Origin of the sequence: Brevibacillus sp. MS2.2, from assembly GCF_013284345.1 — a bacterium.
GTDB lineage: Bacteria > Bacillota > Bacilli > Brevibacillales > Brevibacillaceae > Brevibacillus > Brevibacillus brevis_C.
Genome location: NZ_JABSUZ010000025.1, coordinates 39,091 through 62,115, shown reverse-complemented (window position 1 = coordinate 62,115; position 23,025 = coordinate 39,091). Strand labels below are relative to the sequence as shown.

The 23,025-nt window shown below is 45.5% G+C and carries 25 protein-coding genes; 22 read left to right on the top strand and 3 right to left on the bottom strand.

What is annotated here, in order from left to right; all coding sequences use genetic code 11:
* Window positions 1-29 precede the first annotated feature (29 nt).
* The 8 genes from HP568_RS20625 to fliT all read left to right on the top strand — a co-directional run bounded on the left by HP568_RS20625 (window position 30) and on the right by fliT (window position 6,854).
* Window positions 30-1,370, top strand: a complete 1,341-nt coding sequence (locus HP568_RS20625; protein WP_173630090.1) for a nucleotide sugar dehydrogenase — start codon at window positions 30-32, stop codon at window positions 1,368-1,370.
* 23 nt (window positions 1,371-1,393) lie between these two features.
* Window positions 1,394-2,374, top strand: a complete 981-nt coding sequence (locus tag HP568_RS20620) for a Gfo/Idh/MocA family protein (RefSeq protein ID WP_173630089.1) — start codon at window positions 1,394-1,396, stop codon at window positions 2,372-2,374.
* Window positions 2,349-2,960 carry an acyltransferase gene (locus HP568_RS20615; RefSeq protein WP_305852945.1) on the top strand — a complete coding sequence of 204 codons (612 nt, stop codon included), beginning with the start codon at window positions 2,349-2,351 and terminating at the stop codon, window positions 2,958-2,960. The genes HP568_RS20620 and HP568_RS20615 overlap by 26 nt, the downstream gene beginning before the upstream one ends.
* Window positions 2,957-4,063: a DegT/DnrJ/EryC1/StrS family aminotransferase gene (locus HP568_RS20610; protein WP_173630087.1), complete on the top strand. Its 1,107-nt coding sequence runs from the start codon at window positions 2,957-2,959 to the stop codon at window positions 4,061-4,063. The genes HP568_RS20615 and HP568_RS20610 overlap by 4 nt, the downstream gene beginning before the upstream one ends.
* Before the next feature lie 112 nt (window positions 4,064-4,175).
* Window positions 4,176-4,532, top strand: a complete 357-nt coding sequence (gene flaG, locus HP568_RS20605) for a flagellar protein FlaG (protein ID WP_173630086.1) — start codon at window positions 4,176-4,178, stop codon at window positions 4,530-4,532.
* A gap of 12 nt (window positions 4,533-4,544) precedes the next feature.
* Window positions 4,545-6,068: a flagellar filament capping protein FliD gene (gene fliD, locus HP568_RS20600; protein ID WP_173630085.1), complete on the top strand. Its 1,524-nt coding sequence runs from the start codon at window positions 4,545-4,547 to the stop codon at window positions 6,066-6,068.
* A 28-nt stretch (window positions 6,069-6,096) separates the two neighbouring features.
* Complete coding sequence (fliS, locus tag HP568_RS20595) at window positions 6,097-6,474, top strand: flagellar export chaperone FliS (protein ID WP_173630084.1); 378 nt, start codon at window positions 6,097-6,099, stop codon at window positions 6,472-6,474.
* 8 nt (window positions 6,475-6,482) lie between these two features.
* Window positions 6,483-6,854: a flagellar protein FliT gene (fliT, locus tag HP568_RS20590; protein ID WP_173630083.1), complete on the top strand. Its 372-nt coding sequence runs from the start codon at window positions 6,483-6,485 to the stop codon at window positions 6,852-6,854.
* A gap of 55 nt (window positions 6,855-6,909) precedes the next feature.
* Here the strand turns inward: fliT and HP568_RS20585 are convergent, their stop codons facing one another.
* Window positions 6,910-7,101: a polyribonucleotide nucleotidyltransferase gene (locus HP568_RS20585; protein WP_106656826.1), complete on the bottom strand. Its 192-nt coding sequence runs from the start codon at window positions 7,099-7,101 to the stop codon at window positions 6,910-6,912.
* A gap of 160 nt (window positions 7,102-7,261) precedes the next feature.
* On the opposite strand from HP568_RS20585, the gene HP568_RS20580 reads away from it, so the two are divergent.
* The 5 genes from HP568_RS20580 (at window position 7,262) to HP568_RS20560 (ending at window position 10,971) form a co-directional block, all read left to right on the top strand.
* Window positions 7,262-8,071, top strand: a complete 810-nt coding sequence (locus tag HP568_RS20580; protein WP_048035010.1) for a motility protein A — start codon at window positions 7,262-7,264, stop codon at window positions 8,069-8,071.
* Window positions 8,064-8,849 (top strand): OmpA family protein, encoded by a 786-nt coding sequence (locus HP568_RS20575; RefSeq protein ID WP_173630105.1) that lies wholly within the window; start codon window positions 8,064-8,066, stop codon window positions 8,847-8,849. The genes HP568_RS20580 and HP568_RS20575 overlap by 8 nt, the downstream gene beginning before the upstream one ends.
* 288 nt (window positions 8,850-9,137) lie before the next feature.
* Window positions 9,138-9,929 carry a basic amino acid ABC transporter substrate-binding protein gene (locus tag HP568_RS20570; RefSeq protein WP_048035008.1) on the top strand — a complete coding sequence of 264 codons (792 nt, stop codon included), beginning with the start codon at window positions 9,138-9,140 and terminating at the stop codon, window positions 9,927-9,929.
* 88 nt (window positions 9,930-10,017) lie between these two features.
* Window positions 10,018-10,692, top strand: a complete 675-nt coding sequence (locus HP568_RS20565) for an amino acid ABC transporter permease (RefSeq protein ID WP_047069746.1) — start codon at window positions 10,018-10,020, stop codon at window positions 10,690-10,692.
* 81 nt (window positions 10,693-10,773) lie between these two features.
* A complete protein-coding gene (locus tag HP568_RS20560) occupies window positions 10,774-10,971 on the top strand; it encodes a cold shock domain-containing protein (RefSeq protein WP_048035986.1) in 198 nt (65 codons plus the stop codon).
* Between the two features lie 74 nt (window positions 10,972-11,045).
* On the opposite strand, the gene HP568_RS20555 is transcribed toward HP568_RS20560, so the two are convergent.
* The gene (locus HP568_RS20555) at window positions 11,046-12,098 is read right to left on the bottom strand and encodes an HD-GYP domain-containing protein (RefSeq protein ID WP_048035007.1); all 1,053 of its coding nucleotides are present in this window, start codon (window positions 12,096-12,098) and stop codon (window positions 11,046-11,048) included.
* Window positions 12,099-12,306: 208 nt separating this feature from the next.
* Between HP568_RS20555 and hpf the strand changes: the two genes are divergently transcribed.
* The 4 genes from hpf to prfB all read left to right on the top strand — a co-directional run bounded on the left by hpf (window position 12,307) and on the right by prfB (window position 17,523).
* The gene (gene hpf, locus HP568_RS20550) at window positions 12,307-12,870 is read left to right on the top strand and encodes a ribosome hibernation-promoting factor, HPF/YfiA family (protein WP_173630082.1); all 564 of its coding nucleotides are present in this window, start codon (window positions 12,307-12,309) and stop codon (window positions 12,868-12,870) included.
* Window positions 12,871-13,068: 198 nt separating this feature from the next.
* On the top strand, window positions 13,069-15,588 hold the full coding sequence (gene secA, locus HP568_RS20545; protein ID WP_048035005.1) for a preprotein translocase subunit SecA: 2,520 nt from the start codon (window positions 13,069-13,071) through the stop codon (window positions 15,586-15,588).
* Between the two features lie 245 nt (window positions 15,589-15,833).
* On the top strand, window positions 15,834-16,295 hold the full coding sequence (locus tag HP568_RS20540; protein WP_048035004.1) for a hypothetical protein: 462 nt from the start codon (window positions 15,834-15,836) through the stop codon (window positions 16,293-16,295).
* A gap of 114 nt (window positions 16,296-16,409) precedes the next feature.
* Window positions 16,410-17,523, top strand: a protein-coding gene (gene prfB, locus HP568_RS20535) for a peptide chain release factor 2 (RefSeq protein WP_113732290.1) whose coding sequence is annotated in 2 segments (ribosomal slippage) — window positions 16,410-16,490 and window positions 16,492-17,523 — 1,113 coding nt in all. Because the reading frame shifts where the segments join, the coding sequence is not laid out codon by codon here.
* Here the strand turns inward: prfB and HP568_RS20530 are convergent.
* The gene (locus HP568_RS20530) at window positions 17,513-18,949 is read right to left on the bottom strand and encodes a PAS domain-containing sensor histidine kinase (protein ID WP_048035002.1); all 1,437 of its coding nucleotides are present in this window, start codon (window positions 18,947-18,949) and stop codon (window positions 17,513-17,515) included. The two genes, prfB and HP568_RS20530, sit on opposite strands and share 11 nt — an antisense overlap.
* A 143-nt stretch (window positions 18,950-19,092) precedes the next feature.
* Between HP568_RS20530 and HP568_RS20525 the strand changes: the two genes are divergently transcribed.
* The 5 genes from HP568_RS20525 to HP568_RS20505 all read left to right on the top strand — a co-directional run bounded on the left by HP568_RS20525 (window position 19,093) and on the right by HP568_RS20505 (window position 23,015).
* Complete coding sequence (locus HP568_RS20525) at window positions 19,093-19,362, top strand: YciI family protein (protein WP_047069739.1); 270 nt, start codon at window positions 19,093-19,095, stop codon at window positions 19,360-19,362.
* Between the two features lie 76 nt (window positions 19,363-19,438).
* Window positions 19,439-19,828, top strand: a complete 390-nt coding sequence (locus HP568_RS20520; RefSeq protein WP_026043384.1) for a c-type cytochrome — start codon at window positions 19,439-19,441, stop codon at window positions 19,826-19,828.
* A 136-nt stretch (window positions 19,829-19,964) separates the two neighbouring features.
* Window positions 19,965-21,005 carry an N-acetyl-gamma-glutamyl-phosphate reductase gene (argC, locus tag HP568_RS20515; protein ID WP_173630081.1) on the top strand — a complete coding sequence of 347 codons (1,041 nt, stop codon included), beginning with the start codon at window positions 19,965-19,967 and terminating at the stop codon, window positions 21,003-21,005.
* A 13-nt stretch (window positions 21,006-21,018) separates the two neighbouring features.
* Window positions 21,019-21,816 carry an acetylglutamate kinase gene (gene argB / locus HP568_RS20510; RefSeq protein WP_173630080.1) on the top strand — a complete coding sequence of 266 codons (798 nt, stop codon included), beginning with the start codon at window positions 21,019-21,021 and terminating at the stop codon, window positions 21,814-21,816.
* A gap of 17 nt (window positions 21,817-21,833) precedes the next feature.
* Window positions 21,834-23,015, top strand: coding sequence for an aspartate aminotransferase family protein (locus tag HP568_RS20505; RefSeq protein ID WP_173630079.1), 1,182 nt, complete (start codon window positions 21,834-21,836; stop codon window positions 23,013-23,015).
* The last annotated feature ends 10 nt before the right edge of the window (window positions 23,016-23,025 follow it).

Genomic DNA, 23,025 nt, shown 5'->3' with positions numbered 1-23,025 from the left:
TCTAATTTGATCGACAAGGGTGATAGAGTATGTCTCCTTTCACAGAGATTTTAACAGATAACTTAACAGATATTTTAATAGACAAAATAAAATTGCGAAAAGCATCTTTAGGTGTCATCGGTCTAGGATACGTCGGCCTCCCCTTAGCTGTGGAAAAAGCAAAAGCTGGATACCGAGTAATAGGGTTCGACATTCAACAAAAAAGAGTAGATATGGTCAATCAAGGCATCAATTATATTGGGGATGTTGTCGAAAACGAATTAAGAGAATTGGTCCAGACAGGCATGATAACCGCAACGACTGATTACTCTTTCATTCGCGATCTGGATGTCATTTCGATTTGCGTGCCTACCCCGTTAGATTCATATCAACAGCCTGACATTACATATGTTAAAGCTTCTGCTGAGGCAGTAGCTGCGCACTTGCATCCTGGAATGCTCGTTGTACTAGAAAGCACCACATATCCTGGAACGACAGAGGAAATCGTTTTACCGATTCTCGAAGAAACTGGTTTAAAATGCGGTGTAGATTTTTATTTGGCGTACTCACCTGAAAGGGTAGATCCAGGAAACCGCGTATATAATACGAAAAATACTCCAAAAGTAGTCGGAGGCATTACAAAGGATTGCACGCAAGTTGCCGCCATGCTCTATGAACAAGTTTTAGAGGGGAAGGTTCACCAGGTATCCAGCCCTGCAGTAGCAGAGATGGAAAAAATTCTGGAGAATACGTTCCGTAATATCAACATTGCTCTAGTAAACGAGATGGCAATTCTATGCAATCGAATGGGCATAGACATTTGGGAAGTAATTGATGCGGCTAGCACAAAACCCTATGGTTTTATGCCCTTTTATCCAGGACCAGGTCTCGGAGGACACTGCATTCCGGTAGATCCTTGGTACCTGACATGGAAAGCAAGAGAATTCAACTATCACACCCGGCTTATCGAAGTCGCAGGGGAAATTAACAATAGCATGCCAGAATTTGTTGTAGAAAGAATCGGAGGCATATTGAACCAATTTTGCAAGCCGATTAATGGTTCAACAGTATATTTGCTAGGGATCGCATATAAAAAAGACATCGATGATTACAGGGAGTCTCCAGTAATAAAAATCATTGAGATACTTAAGCAAAAAGGGGCTCATGTTGTGTTTAGTGACCCTAAAATTCCGCATTTTAGTTACAAAGGTACAGATTACGAGGGAATAGAAGTATCAGAAGAAAATCTACGATCTGCTGATATTGTGGTTTTAACTACGGATCACTCCGATTATGATTACAAGCTAATTGGAGAATATGCGGAAGTGTTGTTTGATACGCGAAATGCAATGCAGGCCATTGAACATAAAAACCACTATTTCCGGTTATAAAAAATTCTGGGAAGTGTAAAAAAATGGAAAAAGTTATTGTTGTAGGGGCAGGGCATTGGGGGATTAATCATGTGAAAACATTTTACGAACTAGGTGCGCTTGCTGGTGTAGTAGAAACTAATGTTAGTTCACATGTAGAGTTGATAAAGGCATATCCTGGTGTATCAATATTCTCTTCACTTGAGGAAGGGCTTGCAGTTGAGGCCAATGGGGTTGTGATTGCAACACCTGCGTCTACTCATTATACATTAGCGGCACAGGCTATGCTCGCTGGCAAAGATGTACTGGTAGAAAAGCCTATGACACTTTCTATGAAAGAGGCTGAATCACTGGTTGAGGTCGCAAAAAATACAGATCGAATTCTAATGGTCGGACATCTCTTGTTGTATCAACCGGCTATTCAGAAAATGAAAGAGCTTCTGGACCAAAATGCAATCGGCAAAGTTTGCTCCATTCATCAAGAGCGCATGAAGCTTGGAAGAGTTCGTTCTGTGGAAAATGTATTGTGGAGCTTCGGTGTCCATGACATTGCTGTTCTCTTGTACTTAATTGGAAAAGAGCCAGTTTCTATACAAGTAAACGGCCAAAGCATCGTTCAACCGACTGTCGAAGACGATACGCATCTTCATTTGAACTTTGCGAATGGTATCCAAGCACATTTACGTACATCTTGGCTCTGGCCAATACAGAAGAGATCAATGGTTATTACCGGAACGGAAGGGTTTCTGGTATATGAAGAAGATAAGCAAATCGTTACCTTATACAAAAAGGGTGTAGGAAGCGATTTACAAAACTGGTCAACCGGAGAGGAAATCGTTTACCAGGGTGGTACGGAAAATCCGCTGAAAAACGAATGTGAGCATTTTCTAGCTTGCATACAAAGTCGAGCACTGCCTCTATCAAATGGAATGAATGGAATGGAAGTTGTTCGTATTTTGGAGCAAGCATCCAGACTCCTTGAAAAGGAGGAGAATGGCATTGAGCGACGAGTTCTTCAAGCATGAGTCAGCGTACGTCGATGAAGGGGCTAAGGTCGGAAAAGGAACACGGATTTGGCATTTCTCTCATGTTATGGGTAAAGCAGAAATTGGTGAAGGATGTAATCTTGGACAAAATGTCTTTGTTGCGAATCATGCACGAGTAGGAAACCATGTTAAAATCCAGAATAACGTTTCATTATATGAAGGGGTAATTTTGGAGGACTATGTGTTTTGTGGTCCAAGCATGGTTTTTACAAACGTCAAAACACCACGTTCGGCTTTTCCTCGCAACACGAGCGACGATTATTATGAAACAACAATCAAGTACGGAGCTTCAATTGGAGCCAATGCAACTATTGTATGCGGCGTAACAATTGGGAAATGGGTGTTCGTAGCAGCTGGTGCGGTTGTTACAAAAAATGTACCTGATTATGCTTTAGTAGCAGGGGTACCTGCAAGAATTATTGGCTGGGTATGCCAGTGTGGTGATGCTTTGGCGGTTACTGATGATTCGGAGACTTCAAAGTGTGCTAGTTGCAATCGGACCTATCGAAAAGCGGAAAGTGGAGCATTGGATATCTATCATGATGAAGCGGAAGTGGGACAATGAGCAAAATTCCTATTCTTGACTTACAGCAAGAAATACAATTCCTTCGCGAAAAGTTGTTCACAGCATTTGAAGATGTTCTGCAATCAGGGCAGTTCATTATGGGACCACAAGTAAAAGCATTGGAGTCTGAACTAGCAGAGTTTTTAGGTGTTAAGCATGCGATTACACTTAATTCTGGTACAGATGCATTGGTTATAGCATTGAGGGCACTAGGGATTGGAGAAAGGGATGAAGTGATAACGACACCCTTCACGTTTTATGCAACGGCAGAAGCGATTCAACATGTCGGTGCTAGCACAGTTTTTGCAGATATCGATCCTGTCACCTTCAATATTAACGTAGACAGTTTGGAAGAAAAAATAACAAATAAAACGAAAGCAATCATACCGGTTCATTTGTTTGGACAAGCTGTACAAATGGATGCGCTTATGGGCTTAGCTAAAAAGTATGATTTGAAAATCATAGAGGATGTGGCCCAAGCATTTGGAGGTACCTTTGGCGATTCCATGCTAGGGACTATAGGCGATGTTGGGTGCTTCTCTTTCTTTCCTTCCAAAAATCTCGGAGCCTATGGTGACGGAGGATTGCTCACTACAAATGATGACAAAGTAGCTGAAGTCGCGAAAATGCTCCGATCTCATGGCTCGAAAAAGAAATATTACAATGAACTGGTGGGGTATAACTCGCGACTCGATGAAATGCAAGCGGCAATCCTTCGTGTAAAATTGCCGTACATTCAGGAGTGGAACGGAAAAAGAAGAAAGGCAGCTTCGTATTATACAGCTGCGTTAAAGGACGTGCCCGGAATTGCAACACCAGAAGAGAGTCCTCAATGCACTCATGTTTTTCATCAATATACGATTCGGGTTTCCGATGATCAAAGAGAATTGCTAAAGACTTACTTAGAGGAGCAAGGAATTAGCACAATGGTCTATTACCCTACACCAGTGCATAAACTTCCGATTTTTAGCGAGATTCATGAGTCTTACTCTGAGTCTGAGCAAGCTGCTGCAGAAGTGCTGAGCCTTCCTATATGGCCAAATATTCAAACTGAAGTTCAAGATCAAGTAATTACAGCAATTAAGAACTTTTTCAAACGATGAGAAATTAGCCCTATTGATATAGGGCTAATTTTTTTGTTATCGAACCAGTAAACCTTTCCTACACGTATGCCGATATCAATAGTAAAGATATTCCGCTGGGGGGAGAAAGGGAATGGATATAAAAGGGATAAATGATCCTGGAAGAGGTGCAGTTGGTTTAGAGTTGAAAAATGCAGGAGAACAGAGTACAAAGGAAAATAAAACAGCTGATTCGGCAGATACGTACGGGAATGAAAAGAAGTACTCAAAAAAGGAACTGGAGAAAGAAGTAGATTCTCTCAATGATTTTTTGAAGGGAAGCACGACACATCTAAAGTTTAAGCTGCATGAAAAGCTGGGTGAGTATTACGTACAGGTGGTCAATGACCAGTCCAATGAGGTTGTCAGAGAAATACCTTCAAAGAAAATGTTGGACGTTGTAGCCAAAATGTATGAAATGGTAGGAATATTGGTTGACGAAAAAAGATAGAGGTGAGAAAAAGTGACAATTAATCGTATTTCAGGTATGGCCAGTGGTATGGATACGGAAAAAATGGTTAAAGACCTGATGAAAGCTGAACGAAAGCCCTTAGACAATTTATTACGAAAAAAACAATTGGATGAATGGAAGCGCGATGACTATCGTGATATGAATTTGTTGCTTGCTACGTTTCGTGACACGACGATGCGCGATATGCGGATGCAATCTACGTACTTGAAAAAGACTGTCAGTTCTACTAACGATGCCATTGTGACAGCAAAGCAAAAAGGAAATCCTAGCTTGCCATCTTATGTCGTCGAAAATGTTCAACTAGCAATAGCTGGGAAACCTCATGCAAAAACATTTGATGCTACTGGAGTAAGTAATCCTGAGGCCTCATTAGGAAATAAATTTGAGCTTAAAATTGCTGGTGACTCAGGTGTAGAAAAGACGATTCAAGTGGGATCAACCGATTCTATGAATAGCATTATTAGTAAGATTAATAGTGTTTCCAAAGACACGGGAGTCGTTGCGAGTTTCAATCCTACTGACAAAAAATTGGTGTTTACTGCTACAAAGACTGGCGAGACAAATATGAAGTTAACAGTAGACACTACAAATGGTGGAAAGAACACAATTGGTTTGGTGGACTACCAAGGCAAAAGCGGAGTAGCAGACATACCAGGAAAAGCCACCATAAATGGAACTGAACTTAGTATCCCAAGCAACAATTTTACATATGACGGGATGGAATTTAATTTTAAGCAAAGCACAGCACCTGGACAGAGTTACACCATTACTTCTAATCCTGATGAGGATGCAATATTTAAATCCATTACGAAGTTTGTTGAAGATTACAATACCCTAATTGATAAGCTTAACAAAAAAACATCGCAAGCTCGTTATAAAGACTATCATCCACTTTCTGATGAAGAAAAAGCGGCAATGGATGAGAAAGTAATTGAGAAATGGGAAGAAAAAGCGAAAAGTGGTTTACTTCGTCGTGATCCCATGATTACAGAAGCGCTTAATCAAATGCGTGGGGCTATCTTTAACCCTGTTTCGGATGTAAATAAAAAGTTTGACTTGCTAACAGAGGTGGGGGTTTCTACTACCCGTCCAGGTGCCGAAGGTTCTGCAACTAACTATCTGGACAAGGGGAAATTGTATATAGACGAAACAAAATTGCGTAAAGCAATCCGTGAAAACGGTACAGATGTAATGGATCTCTTCACGAAAACCAGCTCTTCGACCGATCCTAAAACCAAGTTTGAGGAAAGTGGAATCGCTCAGAGACTATATAGTACATTAGGCGAAATTACAACGAAGATCACGAAAAAAGCCGGTTCAGTTGGCATGACAGATGAATCGGAATATTTTACAATGGGAAAAGACATGAAGAATTTAAAAGATCAAATTAAGCAATGGGAAAGACGCATGGATAAAATAGAGGATCGCTACTGGAGAAAGTTTACTGCACTTGAAAATGCGATGAACAAAATGAACTCTCAAAGTGCGTGGCTCGCACAGCAACTTGGTGGATGACAGATGACAGTAAAGGGGCGGTAATGATATGAGTATTAATGCAGCGCAAGCATATCAAACGAATCAAGTTACAACAGCTCCGCCTGAAGAACTAACCTTAATGCTATACAACGGCGGTATTAAATTCCTTCGTTTGGCGAAGGTAGCGCTTCAAGAAAAAAAACTGGATAAGACGCATGAGAATGCAATGAAAGTCCAAGCCATTTTGGGAGAACTCTCTAGCACTCTCAATCTTTCCTATCCGGTTGGTGAGCAAATGGCGGCTATGTATGAATATATGTTGCATAGGACTATTGAAGCCAATATGAAAAAAGATGCTGAAATTTTTGATGAAGTTGAGGATTTCTTTACTCAATTTCGTGATACTTGGAAGCAAGCGATTGCTTTGAGCAAGAATAAAGGATGAGAGATGATATGAAGGCATGGGCGGAAGTCTCATCTCTATTGGAGCAATTGCTTTCAGCATCGGAAGAACTTCGCAGCAAAATATTTGCAGACGATGATGATATTGAAGAATGGACAGGCTTGATTGATCAAAGAGAGGAAATTATTAAACAGATTTCCGAGTTCCAAAATCAGGGTGCCATAGTAACAGATGAGGATAAGGAACGTTATCTCCAAAAAGTGTATGAGATCGATTTGCAAGTTTTTCCTTTGCTAGAGAAAAAGTATGATAATCTGGATAGACAATCGAAGAACATCCAAAAGAGTATTATGGTAGGAGCAAAATATGGATCTTACGGAAATATAAATCCATATGGGGCTTACTTCGATAAAAGGAACTAAAGGTTCAAAGGCCTGTAAAAACTGAACTTCAGTTTTTTACAGGCCTTTGATCGTACTATACACTAATATCTATTTGCTTTCCTAATGTAGGATGAGAAGCCTGTACTGTGGCTTGGGCTTTTGAAAAATCATCCAGCATCACGGTAGCTCCAGCTGCTTGTGATGCTTGAGCCATGTTCATGATACTAAGGCTAACGGTGTGCTGGAGCTGGCTCAACTGCCCGCTCATGATTGAATTGATGTCCATAGTTTATATCTCTCCTTTCTATAGGGACTATTTCATTACTATTATCGGATTGGAAAACCTTTGCTATAATATTAAAATTCAAAACAGCCGATATACCAAGAGAAAACCAATTTCACGGCTAACAGTTTCAAAGGAAGAAAACCAGGAAGGTGAATCACTTGTGTCCACAAAACGCCGCTCACTCGTCTTAATCGGAGCCGTCCTCCTCATCTTCATACACGCGGTCTACCTAAACGGAACCCTATCGGACCTCCTCAACGTAACCGCCATCGAGCTAGTCGCGCTCTCCGTAGTCATGTCCTACGCAGTCAAACGCAAGCATCTCGACTTGAAAAAAATCTGGCGCCTGCTCATCCATGGCCGGCAAAGCAACGTCGAAGAAACAATCAAGCGCTTCTACTACTACGCGCTCGTCCAGAAGGAACAGGGCTATATCGCGCTCGAAAAGGAGCTGCAACAGGAACCCGATTCTTTTGTCCAACGTGGTAGCCTGCTGGCGATCGAGGGTGTTCCAGAAGAAGAGCTGCGCCTGATCCTGGAGAATGAGCTCAAGGGCGAGCAGTATCGTTACCAACAATCAGCTGGCTTCTTCCGCCTCATCAGCTTGTTAGCACCGGGGATGGGGCTAGTCGGTACGCTTCTGGGGATGACGGGCGTATTGAAGTCGCTCGAAGACATGGCCTTGACCGGACACAGTCTGAGCGCAGCGGTCGTAGCGACGCTGTATGGCGCGCTCTTGGCGAACTTGTTCGCGCTACCATGCTACTACCGCCTGATGGATCTGTACGACCGGGAAATGTTTGAAAAGCGTCTTTTTATCGAAGGGTGTATCGGTCTCCAACGCATGGAGACACCACGCTTGTTGTTTGAAAAGCTGAACTCATTCTTGCCAGGTGACCAAAAGCTGGTGCTGATTAAAGAAGCAGGCAGCATGAAGGGCACGATTGAAAGGCAGGACCGCTATGCATGACGAACGGTTATACGACGAAAAAGAGCTAGAGAAAAGCTGGCTGCTCAGTTACAGTGACCTGATTACGCTGTTATTCGTGATCGTGATTATTATCGCGGCGACGCAAACGAAGAGCATTCAGGCACAAAAAGAAGAGGTGCAAAAGGAAAAAGCGAGCTTGGAGCAGGTGCATGAGAGTCTCGACCTGCTCAACCTGCAAAAGCTGGAGCTGCAGCGAGAGGTCTACCAATTGGAGGCTCGCCAGAAGGAGCTCAAAGGTGAAAAAGAAGAAGAAGGCTCCGAGGACACCGTAAACGTGCCGAAGCCACCAATGGGCATGACTGACTCGAGTGAGCGCGATATGGAGACGGTACGCAACCAGCTATCCTCCGCTTTGGCTGAACTGAATCTCGACTACGAGGAGACCGACGAAGGCCTGCGTATCCGTTTGCCGGAAACGATCTTGTTTACGAGTGGTTCGGCAGACCTACAAGCCCAAGGCAAGCAAGTTGTCGGGACGGTAGCTGGGGTTTTGAAACGCTTTGAGCACAAGGTGCGAATCGAGGGTTATACAGATGATGTGCCGATATCTCGCAGTTCCTACCAATCCAACTGGGAGCTATCCTCGGCGCGCGCGATCTCTGTCATGCGTGAAATGGTCGATGCTCACTCCCTACCAGCGTCTCGCTTTACAGTGGCAGGCTTGGGCGAATACAAGCCGCTTGTGGACAACTCCAACGCGGAGAACCGTGCGAAGAACCGCCGGGTAGAGATCGTGATTTTGGGGGAAAAAGAATAATTCATTATTTTCAGATAAAAGCAGGATTTTTATATGCAGGATAGAACTATATCCCGTATATATGAATCCTGTTTTTTTGCTGCTAGACCCACTTATTCTCCTCATTCGTTCCCCTTACTTTCGTGCTAAAGTGGCAGAATATACAGGAAACAGTTATACCCAGCTTGTGCACAAGGTCATGTGGATAATGTGGATAACTCTGTGGAGAACGCAAAAAATCCGTGATTTTCATGTGGACATTACTGGGGACAAAATGGGCAGATAGAGAGACACAAGGGGGATTTCGAAATGCGTATCGGGACAAATTGGTTCAAATCGCTCGCGTTGGTCGTCGGTGTGGGGGTACTCCTCGCTGGCTGTGGATCGGGTGGTCAGCAAACGTCTGGCAGTGGTGGTTCGGGTGACAAGGTGTACGTAGTCGGTACAGATGCGGCATATCCACCGTTCCAAATGCTTGAGGCTGACAAGATTAGTGGCCATGACATCGATGTAATGAACGCGATCGCGGAAGCTGGCGGATTCAAGATCGAGTGGAAAAACACCGGGTGGGACCCGCTTTTTGATGGATTGGACAAAGGGACGGTTGATATTGGGATCTCGTCCATCACGATCACGGAGAAGCGCAAGGAGAAATACGATTTTTCGGACTCATACTTTGAAGCGAATCAACTCATTCTGGTAGCGGAAGATTCTCCAGTGACGAAGCTGGCAGATTTGAAAGGCAAGAAGATCGGGGTTCAAGCTGCGACCACGGGTGAAGAAGTGGTCAAAAAGGCGTTTGGAGATACGTACGAAGGCTTGAAAGGTTATGATGACATGCCATCCTCCGTCGATGACTTCTTTAATGGTCGGGTCGATGCAGTGATTGGCGACAATGGCGTTTTGTCATACTACGTGAATAAAGTAAAAGACAAGAAGTTTAAGCTGATTAAGGATGATTCCTTTGAAAAGGAATTTTACGGAATTATCGTGAAAAAGGGCAATGCCGATGCGATGAACAAAATCAACGACGGATTGAAAAAGATAAAAGAAAATGGAAAGCTGCAGGAAATTTACACCCAGTACTTTGGCAATAAGTAGGCAGCAAAATGGCCGGGTGCGTCCCTACGACGTAGCCGGCGTTTGTTCGCAACTTGGATTGCTGACATGAAGAAGGGAGGATTAGCCATTGGACTGGAGTGTCATCTACGACTACCGTGAATTGTTTATCCGAGGCATTATTAATACGATTTTACTAACAGCAGTGGCTACGGTTTGCGGAACATTTTTGGGGTTGTTCATCAGCTTGGGCAAAATGTCCTCCAAGAGAATCTTGCGTTGGACCTGTTCGATTTACGTAGAGCTGTTTCGGGGAACTCCGATGCTGGTCCAAATTTTGCTGATTCATTTTGCGGTGATTCCGTCGATTTGGGGTATTCTGTATCCGGGAGCGAGCAGCCCGGAAGCAATTTATTCAGGCTTCGTCGCGCTTTCACTCAATGCAGCTGCTTATATGGCGGAAATCTTTCGGGCTGGCATCCAATCCATTGATCCGGGACAGATGGAAGCGGCACGATCACTTGGCATGAACAAGGGCCTTGCGATGCGCCAAATTATCCTTCCGCAAGCGTTTACACGAATGCTGCCCGCAATCGGAAATGAGTTTATTGCTCTCTTAAAGGATTCGTCTCTTCTGGCAGTAATCGCGACACCGGAATTAAACTACGCAGCCATGAACGTAGCGAAAAGTACATTTGAGCGCTACCCCCCGTATTTAACAGAAGCGGCGGTTTACCTGGTACTTACGTTGTTCTTGTCCCGTGTAGTCGTGCGAGGACTTGAGAAAAAATATTCCACACGGTAATGAGCGTGTAGAATGATTCGCCTGAATTGGGGGAAGCTAGACTTGATTTTATTTTCACAAAAGAAAGGGTTGTGCTGTTTCATGCAAGGCAAAGTAAAATGGTTTAATGCAGAAAAAGGGTTTGGATTTATTGAACGAGAAGACGGTGATGATGTATTCGTCCACTTTTCGGCGATTCAGTCGGAAGGGTTTCGTTCGTTAGATGAGGGACAGGCTGTAGAATTCGACATTGTAGAAGGGGACCGCGGTCCACAAGCGGCGAACGTCGTGAAGTTATAAACGAAACAATAGCAAAATCCCCCTGGTTCCTTGAGTAGGACAGGGGGATTCGTTTTTTCAACTTTTCAACGCGTTTAACTGATCATTTTTTGAATGTGTAGGGAGCGCTGCAGTCTCAGGTCAATAAAATCATTACCTCTACGAACGAGAGGGCGCATAGGCTCATCTGTATGAATCATAATGATTTCGACGTGGTCGCCATTGCTCAAAAGCGCATGGGAGCCGACGTAAAGCAAGATAATGTAATGAATAAAACGAGATACAATCATCGGATTTAACTGGCCTGAACAAGCTAGCTCCCACAGAACATTCGCTGCTTCAAAGGGAGAGGTTCCCTTCCGATACACGCGATCTGCGCATATCGCATCAAACACGTCTGCGACACTGATGATTTGGCATTCAAAAGGGATGCCATCTTTTTTTCGTCCGAGGGGATATCCACTTCCATCCCAACGTTCGTGGTGCATGAGAGCGCATTGTGCCAGCAAATTGTCGGCATCGTCCATGGTGCGCAGGAGCTCGTAGCCGTATACGGTATGCTTTTTCATAATCGTATACTCTTCGTCTGTCAGGCGTCCTGGTTTGGACAGCAGCTCATCGGGGATTTTCATCTTGCCGACGTCATGGAGAAGACCTGCAAGGCCTAAAAAATGAACATCACGTTGCGGCAATCCTATGATTTTTCCGATTAAAGCTGCCACGATACCTACATGCAGAGAATGGCGATACGTATAACCTTCTGTTCCTTCACTCAAATAAATGAAGCGCAGAAATCTCATGTGATGAAGAACTTGATCGAGCATAGGATGAACAGCATCGCTAAATTGTTGCAGTCGGGGGGTATCCCCATTTGCGAGCTGGTTAAATAAATACTCGGTTTTTTGTACGGCCATCATATAGGCCTTTGCAGCCTCTGTCTCACTCCAATGAAGGAGCGGAAAAGGCATTTCGGGTGCTTCCGAGTCAGTAGTAACGTGTACGGCTTCCACCTGATGAGCCTCTAGCAGTCGTATATCACTTAGGTGAAGGCTTGCACCAGCGGGTAGTAAAAGCAGACCGTACTCATTGTAGACGTCTTGAGCGAGCGTTGTTCCGATAAGTGAATGGGAAGGTTTAACCTCGGCCATGAGGATTCCTCCAGTGCGATGACGACCGCGATATAGGATTGGATGACTACCTGTCCTATTATAGCATAGGGAATCTAGTAAGTATTGGTAAAATAATGTCGGATATTGATGGTTTGTAAAAGATTTGCAAAGATTTTTTTAAGCTGAGTGGAAGGATTATTTACAGAAGTGGCGAATACGTATGTATAGACGGAAGGAGGTTGGAACCATGAAATTTAACATTCGTGGAGAAAACATTCAAGTCACCGGTGCACTTAGAGAATATGTCGAAAAGAAAGTCGGCCGTCTGGAAAAATATTTTGAAACTCCACAGCCTACAGAAGTACAAGTCACCATGCATGTACATCGCGGAGAAGGCACGATCGAGGTAACTATCCCACTGAGTGGGGTCATTATCCGAGCGGAGGAAACACACGAAGATATGTATGCTGCTATCGATCTGATAGTAGAAAAGCTGGAACGTCAGATTCGGAAACACAAAACGAAGCTGATGAGGAAGCTTCGGGTTGATTCGACAGGAAGAATCGCACAGCGTGAGAGTCAGCCAGTAGCAGTCATGATCCCGGATGTGGATGAGGATGATATCGACATAGACATCGATATTGTTCGAACCAAACGCTTCGATCTGAAGCCGATGGATGCACAGGAAGCGGTCATGCAGATGGATATGCTGGGACACAGCTTCTTCGTTTTCCAAAACAGTGACACCAATGACGTCAGTGTGGTGTATCGCCGCAATGATGGGCGTTACGGATTGATTGAACCAAAATAACGAAACTTTACACATTCTCATTCGTATAAGACTAGGGAGTTGCTATTGGCAACTCCCTTTACTTGTGTAGAGGATGCTCTATTTGATAAAATATCTTTTTAGAAAGTATTATTTTCGTAGAATCGGTATCCTTTTTTATTATCTGGACTCATGCCGGCTTGTGCATTTTGTTTGGCAGTATATGGAAGGGGTGTCCTCATGTTAGGACTCGTTAAAAAGATATTCGGCGATAGCAATGAACGTGAAGTAAAGAAAATGTTTAAGCGCGTAGAAAGTATCAATGCGCTGGAACCAACGATTAAGGCACTCTCGGATGACCAACTGCGGGAGAAGACAGCTGAGTTTAAGGCTCGCTTGGCAAATGGAGAAGAACTGGACAAAATCTTGAATGAAGCGTTTGCCGTTGTACGTGAAGCATCGATCCGTGTTCTGGGCATGCGTCACTTCGACGTCCAGATGATTGGTGGTATGGTTCTTCAGGAAGGCCGTATCTCCGAGATGAAGACGGGTGAAGGTAAAACGCTGGTTGCGACACTGGCGACATACCTGAATGCCTTGATGGGCAAAGGCGTCCACGTCGTTACCGTGAACGAATACTTGGCTGAGCGTGACTCGACCATCATGGGTAGGCTGTATAACTTCCTCGGACTGACAGTCGGTTTGAACAAGAATGGACTGAGCCCTGAAGAAAAACGCGAAGCATACGCGTGTGACATTACGTATGGTACGAACAACGAGTTTGGTTTCGATTACCTGCGTGACAATATGGTTCTGTACAAGGAACAAATGGTACAACGTCCGCTCTTCTTCGCTATCATTGACGAGGTGGACAGCATTTTGATTGACGAAGCACGTACGCCGTTGATCATCTCCGGTTCTGCTAACAAATCGACAGAGCTGTACTACATCTGCTCGCATTTTGTGAAGCGCCTGGAAGAAGAAAAGGATTTCACCATCGATGAGAAGCTGAAAATCGTCAATCTCTCAGATGAAGGTGTAAGCAAGGTTGAACAGGCATTCAACATCGACAACCTGTACGATACGGCACATATCACGTTGAACCACCACATTACGGCGGCGTTGAAAGCACAAGTGCTATTCAAGCGCGATGTCGATTATGTGGTACAGGAAGGCGAAGTTGTGATCGTTGACGAGTTCACCGGCCGTCTGATGGTTGGACGTCGTTACAGTGATGGCTTGCATCAAGCCATTGAAGCCAAAGAAGGTCTGCGTGTCCAAAGCGAGAGCATGACACTGGCGACCATTACCTTGCAAAACTACTTCCGTATGTACGAGAAGCTGGCGGGTATGACAGGTACAGCGAAGACGGAAGAAGAAGAGTTCAAAAAGATTTACGGTCTCGACGTTGTGGTTATTCCAACGAATAAACCCGTACAGCGTGTCGATTCACCTGACCTTGTTTTCAAAACAGAGGCAGCTAAATATCGTGCAGTTGTAAACGACATTGTCGAGCGACACAAAAAGGGCCAGCCGATCCTGGTAGGTACCATCTCTATCGAAAACTCGGAGCGCTTGTCCCAAATGCTGAAGCAAAAAGGCGTACCGCATAACGTATTGAACGCGAAGCAGCATGAGCGCGAGGCGGAAATCGTTGCACGTGCAGGTGTGTACGGAGCGGTTACCATTGCGACAAACATGGCGGGTCGTGGTACGGACATTCAGCTCGGCGAAGGTGTTGCGGATATAGGCGGTCTCCATATTATCGGTACAGAACGTCACGAGAGCCGTCGGATTGACAATCAGCTGCGCGGTCGTGCCGGTCGTCAGGGGGACCCGGGTTCATCCCAGTTCTTCCTCTCGATGCAAGATGAGCTGATGCGTCGTTTCGGTGCGGACAATATCATGAATATGATGGATCGCCTGGGTATGGAAGAGGATATGCCGATCGAGAGCCGCCTGGTTACTCGTGCGGTAGAATCCGCGCAGAAGCGTGTAGAGGGATCGAACTTCGATGCACGTAAAGGCGTTCTCCAGTACGACGACGTGATGAATCAGCAGCGTCTGGTTGTCTACAAACAGCGTAAAGACATCCTGGAACAGGAAAATCTCAGCGATGTTGCTTTGAATATGATCTACGCAGTGATGGAGCGTGCAGTATCTCTGCATTGTCCAAAAGAAGAGGTACCAGAGGATTGGGATCTGCAAGCATTGGCCGATGCTGCCAATAATGGGTTCCTCCATGAAGAAACGATTACAGCTAAAATGCTGAAAGGCATGGAAGCAGAAGAAATTCTCGAGCTGTTAAAAGCAGAAGTTGATAAGCAGTACAAACAGCGTGAAGAAGAAATCGGCGAATCGATTCGCGAGTTTGAAAAAGTCGTCATTCTGCGTGCTGTCGACAGCAAGTGGATGGATCACATCGATGCGATGGATCAGTTGCGTCAAGGTATTCACCTGCGCGCTTACGCACAAAACGACCCGCTTCGTGAGTACCAGTTCGAAGGATACGAAATGTATCAAGGTATGCTGGCTGCTGTTCAGGAAGAAGTCGCTATGTATATCATGAAAGCCGAAGTCAGCCAAAACCTGGAGCGTCAGGATGTCATTCGCGGTCAAGGAATCGACCCGGACAACTTGCAAACATCCGGTCCATCTGATCGTCCAGATCCGGAGACCTCCGGTGATGCTGATCCGAAAAACCGTGCACAGCGTCGCGCTCAGGAGCAGGAACGCAAACGTCAAAATAAGAAACAATAAGCAAGAACAGAACATTCTTCTCGTATCGGCAAATTCGGTACGAGGGGAATGTTTTTTTCTTGCCCATTCCTAATGCCTTGACAGTATTCGTCCTCATCTATTCTTCCTCGTCTGATATTAACGATCTATTTGTCTAACACTGGTAGATGTGATCGAACGATTCAAGTGGTAATTATCTGAAAAATAAATAGAATCGTAAGTACAACACTTTTACCAAAAATTCACGAAGACGGGGGAATGAACAAATGAGAACGTCAGTGAACGTGATGGGGATACAAACGAAGAATATTATGGAGCGCATTTCCGTTACTTTAAAAGCAGTGCTAAAGACAGGAAAAGAAAATAAAAAAGTACAGCTGATTGAAAAGGAGGAGGGATTTGAATTACCGAGAGTCATCTCAGCGCAAGATCCGGTCTTTGAGGACAAGCGACTGATAGAGGAAATTCCGGAGCCGAATTGGAATGAGGCCTTGATTGCACCGCCGAATGGAATGGTGGATCGGACGCGTGAAAGTCCGCTAGCCAAAAAATATCGAAAAACACACAACTGGAAGCGACAAGCCCTCATCAAGAAAGCCTACCAGCTGAAAACAAGCCAAGCTCGGCGTACGCATCTCTATTTGGTTACCGCACCACAGGCGGAAAATAAACAACCACATGAAATCCGAGACCTCAGATCCTCGCCATCACCACCGGTGGCAACGTGACAAAGTGTAGCGGCGAAGTCCCTTTTCTAAACGTGACAAGCTGCCGTATTTGCGCATCTGGCAAATTACGTTACAATAAAACATAGCTTACGTAAAGAGAAGGTGATTCGCAACATGGCATTAATCGATATTGCGGACATCAAACAAGAGATGTCTAGCATGGCTAAGCGTTTAGCGGATATTAGGGGGTCTCTTTGACCTCCCAGTAAAACAGGAACGAATCGGTGAACTGGAAGAGCGCATGCTGGCACCCGATTTTTGGGATGACAATGATGCAGCGCAGAAGACAATCAGTGAACTGAATGCAATCAAAAGCCTGGTAGAGACGATGACCAAGCTGGATTCTCAGTACGAGGATCTCCAGGTAATGCTGGAGCTCGTTATCGAAGAAGGGGATACGTCCCTCATTCCAGATTTGTATGACAGTACGCAGGAGCTGCGGAAGTCATTTGAGAGCTTTGAGCTGGAATTGCTTTTGAGTGATGAATACGACAAAAACAACGCCATTCTGGAGCTGCATCCGGGAGCGGGTGGTACAGAGTCCCAGGATTGGGCGTCCATGCTTCTACGTATGTATACACGTTGGGGGGATGCCAAGGGCTTCAAGGTTGAAACATTGGACTATTTGCCTGGGGATGAAGCCGGTGTAAAAAGTGTTACTCTACTCATTAAGGGCTACAATGCGTATGGCTACCTCAAATCAGAAAAAGGGGTTCATCGTCTTGTGCGGATATCTCCGTTTGATGCCTCTGGACGTCGTCACACATCGTTTGTGTCTTGCAACGTCCTGCCGGAGATCGAAGACGATAATGCGGTAGACATACGTACAGAAGACCTGAAAATCGATACGTATCGTTCCAGTGGTGCGGGTGGTCAGCATATCAACACGACTGACTCCGCTGTACGGATTACTCACTTGCCTTCTGGAATTGTGGTGACGTGTCAAACAGAACGCTCCCAGATTAAAAACCGGGAGCGTGCGATGAAAATGCTGACGGCACGACTGTTTGAGAAAAAACGGGAAGAACAAGAGAAAACGTTGGCCGCGATTCAAGGTGAACAAAAAGATATTGCATGGGGCAGCCAAATTCGTTCCTATGTCTTCCACCCATACAGTCTGGTAAAAGACCACCGGACGAATATGGAGGTAGGAAACGTTCAAGCAGTCATGGATGGTGATATTGATTCGTTTATCGATGCCTATCTGCGCGCGCAGATTAATCGTTAAACGAAACAGAAGGCTTCAAGGCTTTTGGTATGGAAATCGATACGGTGGTTCCTTTGCCGACATCGCTTGCGATGTTGATTGTACCGCCGTGATCGCGAATAATTTTTGTGCTTACCATTAACCCCAGGCCAGTTCCTGTTTCTTTTGTACTATAAAAAAGCTCTCCTAATCGGGGAAGTAGCTCGGCAGGGATGCCTTGTCCTTGATCGCTAATTCGGATGACAACATCGGAAGAGCGCTCTACAACCTTGATTGTGAGATTTCCACCTAACGGCATGGCTTCCATGCCGTTTTTTATGATGTTTATGAAGACTTGCTTGATTTGATATTCCTCACACAATATGAGGGACGTAACTTGCGGAAAATCAGTAAGAATGGATACATTTTTTAGAAGTGCTTGTGGTTCCAAAAGCTTAATGACAGACGAAAGCAATGGCAAAAGGCCGTTGGGAGCAAATCGCAACGCTTGCGGCTTGGCCATAATCAAAAGCTCACTGGTAATCGAAGTGATCCGCTCGATTTCCGATCGCATAATTTGCAAGTATTGCTGATTGGCGAACTCGTCCCCTTCCATGAGTTGAATAAACCCTTTCAAAGCCGTAAGTGGATTGCGAATTTCATGGGCGATTCCTGCGGCAAGCTCCCCTAGAACAGACAGCTTGTCAGAGTAACGAAGCAATTCCTCTGATTGCCGACGTTCTGTAATATCACGTGCTACAAAAACCGTGCTGAGAATATTACCGTTCGAACAAATGTCAGGTGTTCCTTTCACATCGAACAGCAACATTCTACCGTCTGGGTGCAGGTAATGGTACTCGGCGTCGAGTGTGATCTTCTGCTTCATCATTCGAGCAAAATCGCTCTTGGCGTTGGTTACTTGCTCAGGATGAATCAAGATCGAAAAATGCTGGTTGATCACTTGATCAATCGTGAGACCAGTAACCGCCTGAACAGAAGGGGAAGCGTAGGTAATAATTCCATCCACATTTACAATAAAAATCAAATCCATAATGTTTTCGGAGATTAACCGAAAGTTCTCTTGCATCTGGTGAAGAGCCTCTTCCATTTTCTTTTGCTGCGTGACGTTTTTTGCAATGGAATAGCGACTGATGATTTCGCCGTTTTGAAAAATGGGAAAGCTGGAAGCGATAATTTCCACAACCTGCCCGCTTTTATGGAGCAACTGATAATGCTTATTTTTTCTGATTCCTGTAGAAAGGATTTGTTGTTGTTTCTTACTGTCGAGACCTTCTGTAGAAGCGAGAATTTCCCAAATTTTCATCCGCAGCAATTCTTGAGAGGTATATCCTACCAATGCTTCACCAGCAGCGTTTACTCCTGTGAATCTGCCCTGCATGTCGAACATGAAAACAGCGTCAGGATTGTTGTGGAAGAGAGATGTATATAACTGTATCTGCGTGCCCATACCTATCCGCCTCTCTGTTGCTACTTGCTACCTTTGAATCGTTCGCTGTAGAAAGGAAAAATCCTACCAGACCAAAGTCCGTATTCATAATTATGTTATACTTCATGAAAGAACAAGGTCATGAAAAAGGAGAGAAACCGTCCATGTTATATGCCGCATTTTTGCCAATCGTCAATCAAGAGCTGAATGCTCAAGTAAGACCTGCGCATCTTACGTATATCAATGATTTGTACAAGCAGGGAAAAGTGTTCATGGCAGGACCCTTCACAGATAAGCTTGGCGGATTGGTTATTTACAAAGCGGATTCTCTGGAAGAAGCTCGAAAATTGGCTGAAGCTGATCCAGTTGTCGTGGAAGGCGCACGGACGTTGGAGCTACGTGAATGGAGCCCGTTAGAGTTTCCTTTATCCTAAATGGCTATAGCAAGAATGAGAAGTGGTAGTCGGAGGCATACTTAGCGAAGAAATCCGAAAAAAGGAGGGAACAGCCTTGAAACGCATTCCACTCGTTTTAACAGCGGCTGTACTCGCATTCTCGCTAAGTGCCTGTGGTACCAGCAAGCAAACACAGCCACCAGCACAACAACCAGCAACAGAAACGCCGGCAGCTGAAAAACCAGCAACAGAAACACCTTCGACGACGCCATCTGGCAGCTATGATGCAGCAACTGCAGAAACTATGTTCAAAAATACCTGTGCAGGCTGCCACGGACAGACGTTGGAAGGGGCAGTTGGACCGAACTTGCAAAAGATCGGTAGTCAGTTGAACAAGGAGCAGATTCTGGGCATTTTGGAAAAAGGAAAAGGATCAATGCCTCCGGGTCTCGTCAAAGGAAAAGATGCAGAAAACATCGCTGCATGGTTAGCGGACAAAAAGTAAACAGGGCAACAAACCAGCGCTCGAGCAATCGGGCGCTTTTTTCTTTGGACGTAAAAAAGTTTTTCTGTTGTATTCTATGTGGATTTTTATTATTATTCATGTATAAAAATACAGAATGGAATAAAGGGGAGAGAGCATGGTTCGGGTCGGGATTGTTGGAGCAACGGGGTATGGTGGCGCGGAGTTGATCCGTCTTTTGGCTGGGCATCCGCATGTTGAGATTGCCAATTTATATTCAAGTTCATCAGAAGGAGAGAGCTTGGAAAAATCGTTTCCACATGCAGCGGGGCTCGGGTTGCCCACATTATCACCAATTGATGCAGACAGCATGAGCGGTGTGAACGATTTGATCTTCCTTGCTACGCCTGCGGGAGTAAGTAGCGGGCTGAGTCCAAAGCTGGTCGAAAAAGGCGTAAAGGTCATTGATTTATCCGGGGATTTTCGTCTGGAAAATGGTGCGGTTTACGAAAAGTGGTACAAACATGAGCCGGCCCCTTCCCAATGGGTAGAAACAGCCGTTTACGGTTTAACCGAGTGGAATCAAGAGAAAGTGGCGGGTGCCAGTCTCATAGCAAATCCAGGCTGCTATCCAACTGCTACGCTCCTCGCCCTGCTTCCGCTGGTGAAGACAGGCTGGGTGCAACCTAACAGTTGGATCATCGATGCCAAATCAGGTGTGTCCGGCGCTGGACGTGGAGTATCGCTCGGTGTTCATTACAGCGAGATTAATGAAAGCATTCATGCCTATAAAGTTGCGAGTCATCAGCATACACCAGAGATTGAACAGGAGCTGCAAAAACAAAGCGGGGAAGATACACTTGTTCAATTTACGCCGCATCTGGTGCCGATGACCCGAGGGATTTTAGTCACGGCTTATGGACAACTAACGACTGATGTCACACAAGCACAAATCCAGGAGCTATACGAAGCTGCTTATGCGGATAAGCCTTTTGTGCGTGTACGTCTTGCAGGCAGTCATCCACATACAAAAGAAGTCTATGGCTCTAATTACTGCGATATCGCTATTCATGTTGATCAGCGCACGAAGCGTGTTATCTTGCTGTCGGTAATCGACAATATGATGAAGGGCGCAGCCGGTCAAGCCGTACAAAACATGAATGTCATGTTTGATTTGCCTGAGAAAACGGGCTTGCCGCTTGTACCCGTATACCCGTAGAGGAGGAGAGCAGATGCAAGGAATTGTCGTGATCAAATGTGGCGGAAGTACCATGGATCAGCTACCGGACTCCTTCTTTCAGGCGATTGCTGGACTGCAGGCACAAGGACAAAAGATCGTCATTGTCCATGGGGGCGGACCTGCTATTAACAGTATGCTCGATCAAGTTCAGATCACACCGCAATTTGTCGATGGGCTTCGTGTTACCTGCGAGGACACGCTGCGAGTTGTAGAGATGGTCTTGTGCGGCAGTATCAACAAGGCGCTCGTAAAAAGGCTAACGCAGGCAGGAGCCAAGGCATGGGGAGTTAGTGGCATCGATGGTCAGACTCTTTTGGCAACTAAAACGCCAAAGCCACTCGGGTGGGTAGGAGAAATCAAAAAGGCTGATACGACCATTCCGAAAGCGATTCTTGGGCAGAATTACGTCCCGGTGATCGCACCCCTTTCCGTTAGTGAAGATGGGAAAGAGACATTTAACGTCAATGCTGATGTAGCCGCAGGCGCGATTGCAGCAGCACTCAGCGCCGAAAAACTGATCATGGTGACAGACGTTCCGGGCATCATGCAGCCACAGCCAGATGGAACCAAGGCAGTAGTGCCAGCTACAAGTGCAGAAGGGATACAGGAAATGATTCAGGCAGAGATTATTACTGGTGGAATGATTCCGAAGGTTCAGGCAGCTCTCGACGCTCTCGGACAGGGCGTGGAGCAGGTTGTCATCTGCCGGGGAACCGCTGAAGATCTGCTCGGTGTTTGTGCGGGGCAAACAGTTGGGACAACCGTTCGTATGAATGTTAATTACGTTTAGGTAGGAGGGAAATGAAAATGCATACAACAACAGCGCCTGTGCATCTCATGAATAACTATGCGAGATGGCCAATCAGTTTGGTAAAAGGACAAGGAAACCAGGTGTGGGATGATCAAGGCAAGCAATATCTCGATTTTACGTCAGGAATTGCTGTGACCTCGTTAGGGCATGTCCCGCCAAAAGTAACGGCAAAGCTGCACGAACAGCTCGATACGTTGTGGCATTGCTCGAATCTGGTGCATGTTCCCCAACAAGAGATTTTGGCGGAAAAGCTGAGCCGTCTGTCTGGGCTGGATCAGGCTTTTTTCTGTAACAGTGGAGCGGAGGCGAATGAAGGCTTGATCAAGCTCGCCCGCCGCTATGCACAAAAAGTAAAAGGGACCGATCGTTACGAAATCATCAGCTTTGAACAGTCTTTTCATGGACGGACATTGGCTACCCTGACGGCTACTGGACAGGAAAAGGTGAAGGACGGATTCGCACCATTGCCGCAAGGATTTGTCACCGTTCCTTACAACGACCTCGATGCAGTCAAGTCAGCCATTACAGACAAAACATGCGCGATCATGCTGGAGCTGGTTCAGGGAGAAGGCGGTGTACATCCGGCAGAAGAAGCGTGGGTGAAGTCGCTGCGTGAATTGTGCGATGCGCACGGATTGCTCCTGTTAATCGATGAGATTCAGACTGGGATTGGTCGCACGGGTACATGGTTTGCCTTCCAGCAATATGACGTGAAGCCAGATGCGATTTCATTGGCAAAAGGCTTGGGAAGTGGGTTCCCGATTGGAGCGGTCGTCGCGACCAAAGAAGTAGCAGAAGCGTTTGCTCCGGGTACGCATGGTACTACTTTTGGAGGGAATCCATTGGCAGCAACTGCTGGAATTGCGACGCTTTCGACGATGGAAGAGGAGCAGACTTTGGAGCGGGTAGCCCATATCCATGACGTATTGATCAAAGAGCTAGAGAAGCTCAAGGCAGAGCATCCAGACAAAGTGGTTACGGTTCGGGGAAAAGGATTGCTTCTCGGTGTGGAGCTAACGATTCCTGCTGGTGAGCCGGTTGCGTATGCACGGGAAAAAGGAGTCATTCTGCTGATGGCTGGCCCACAAGTAGTGAGACTCTTGCCATCGTTTGTAACGACCGATGAGGAAGTAAAGCAGGCTATTGCTGTATTAAGCGAGGCACTATCTCAGGTTTAGATGAAAAAGA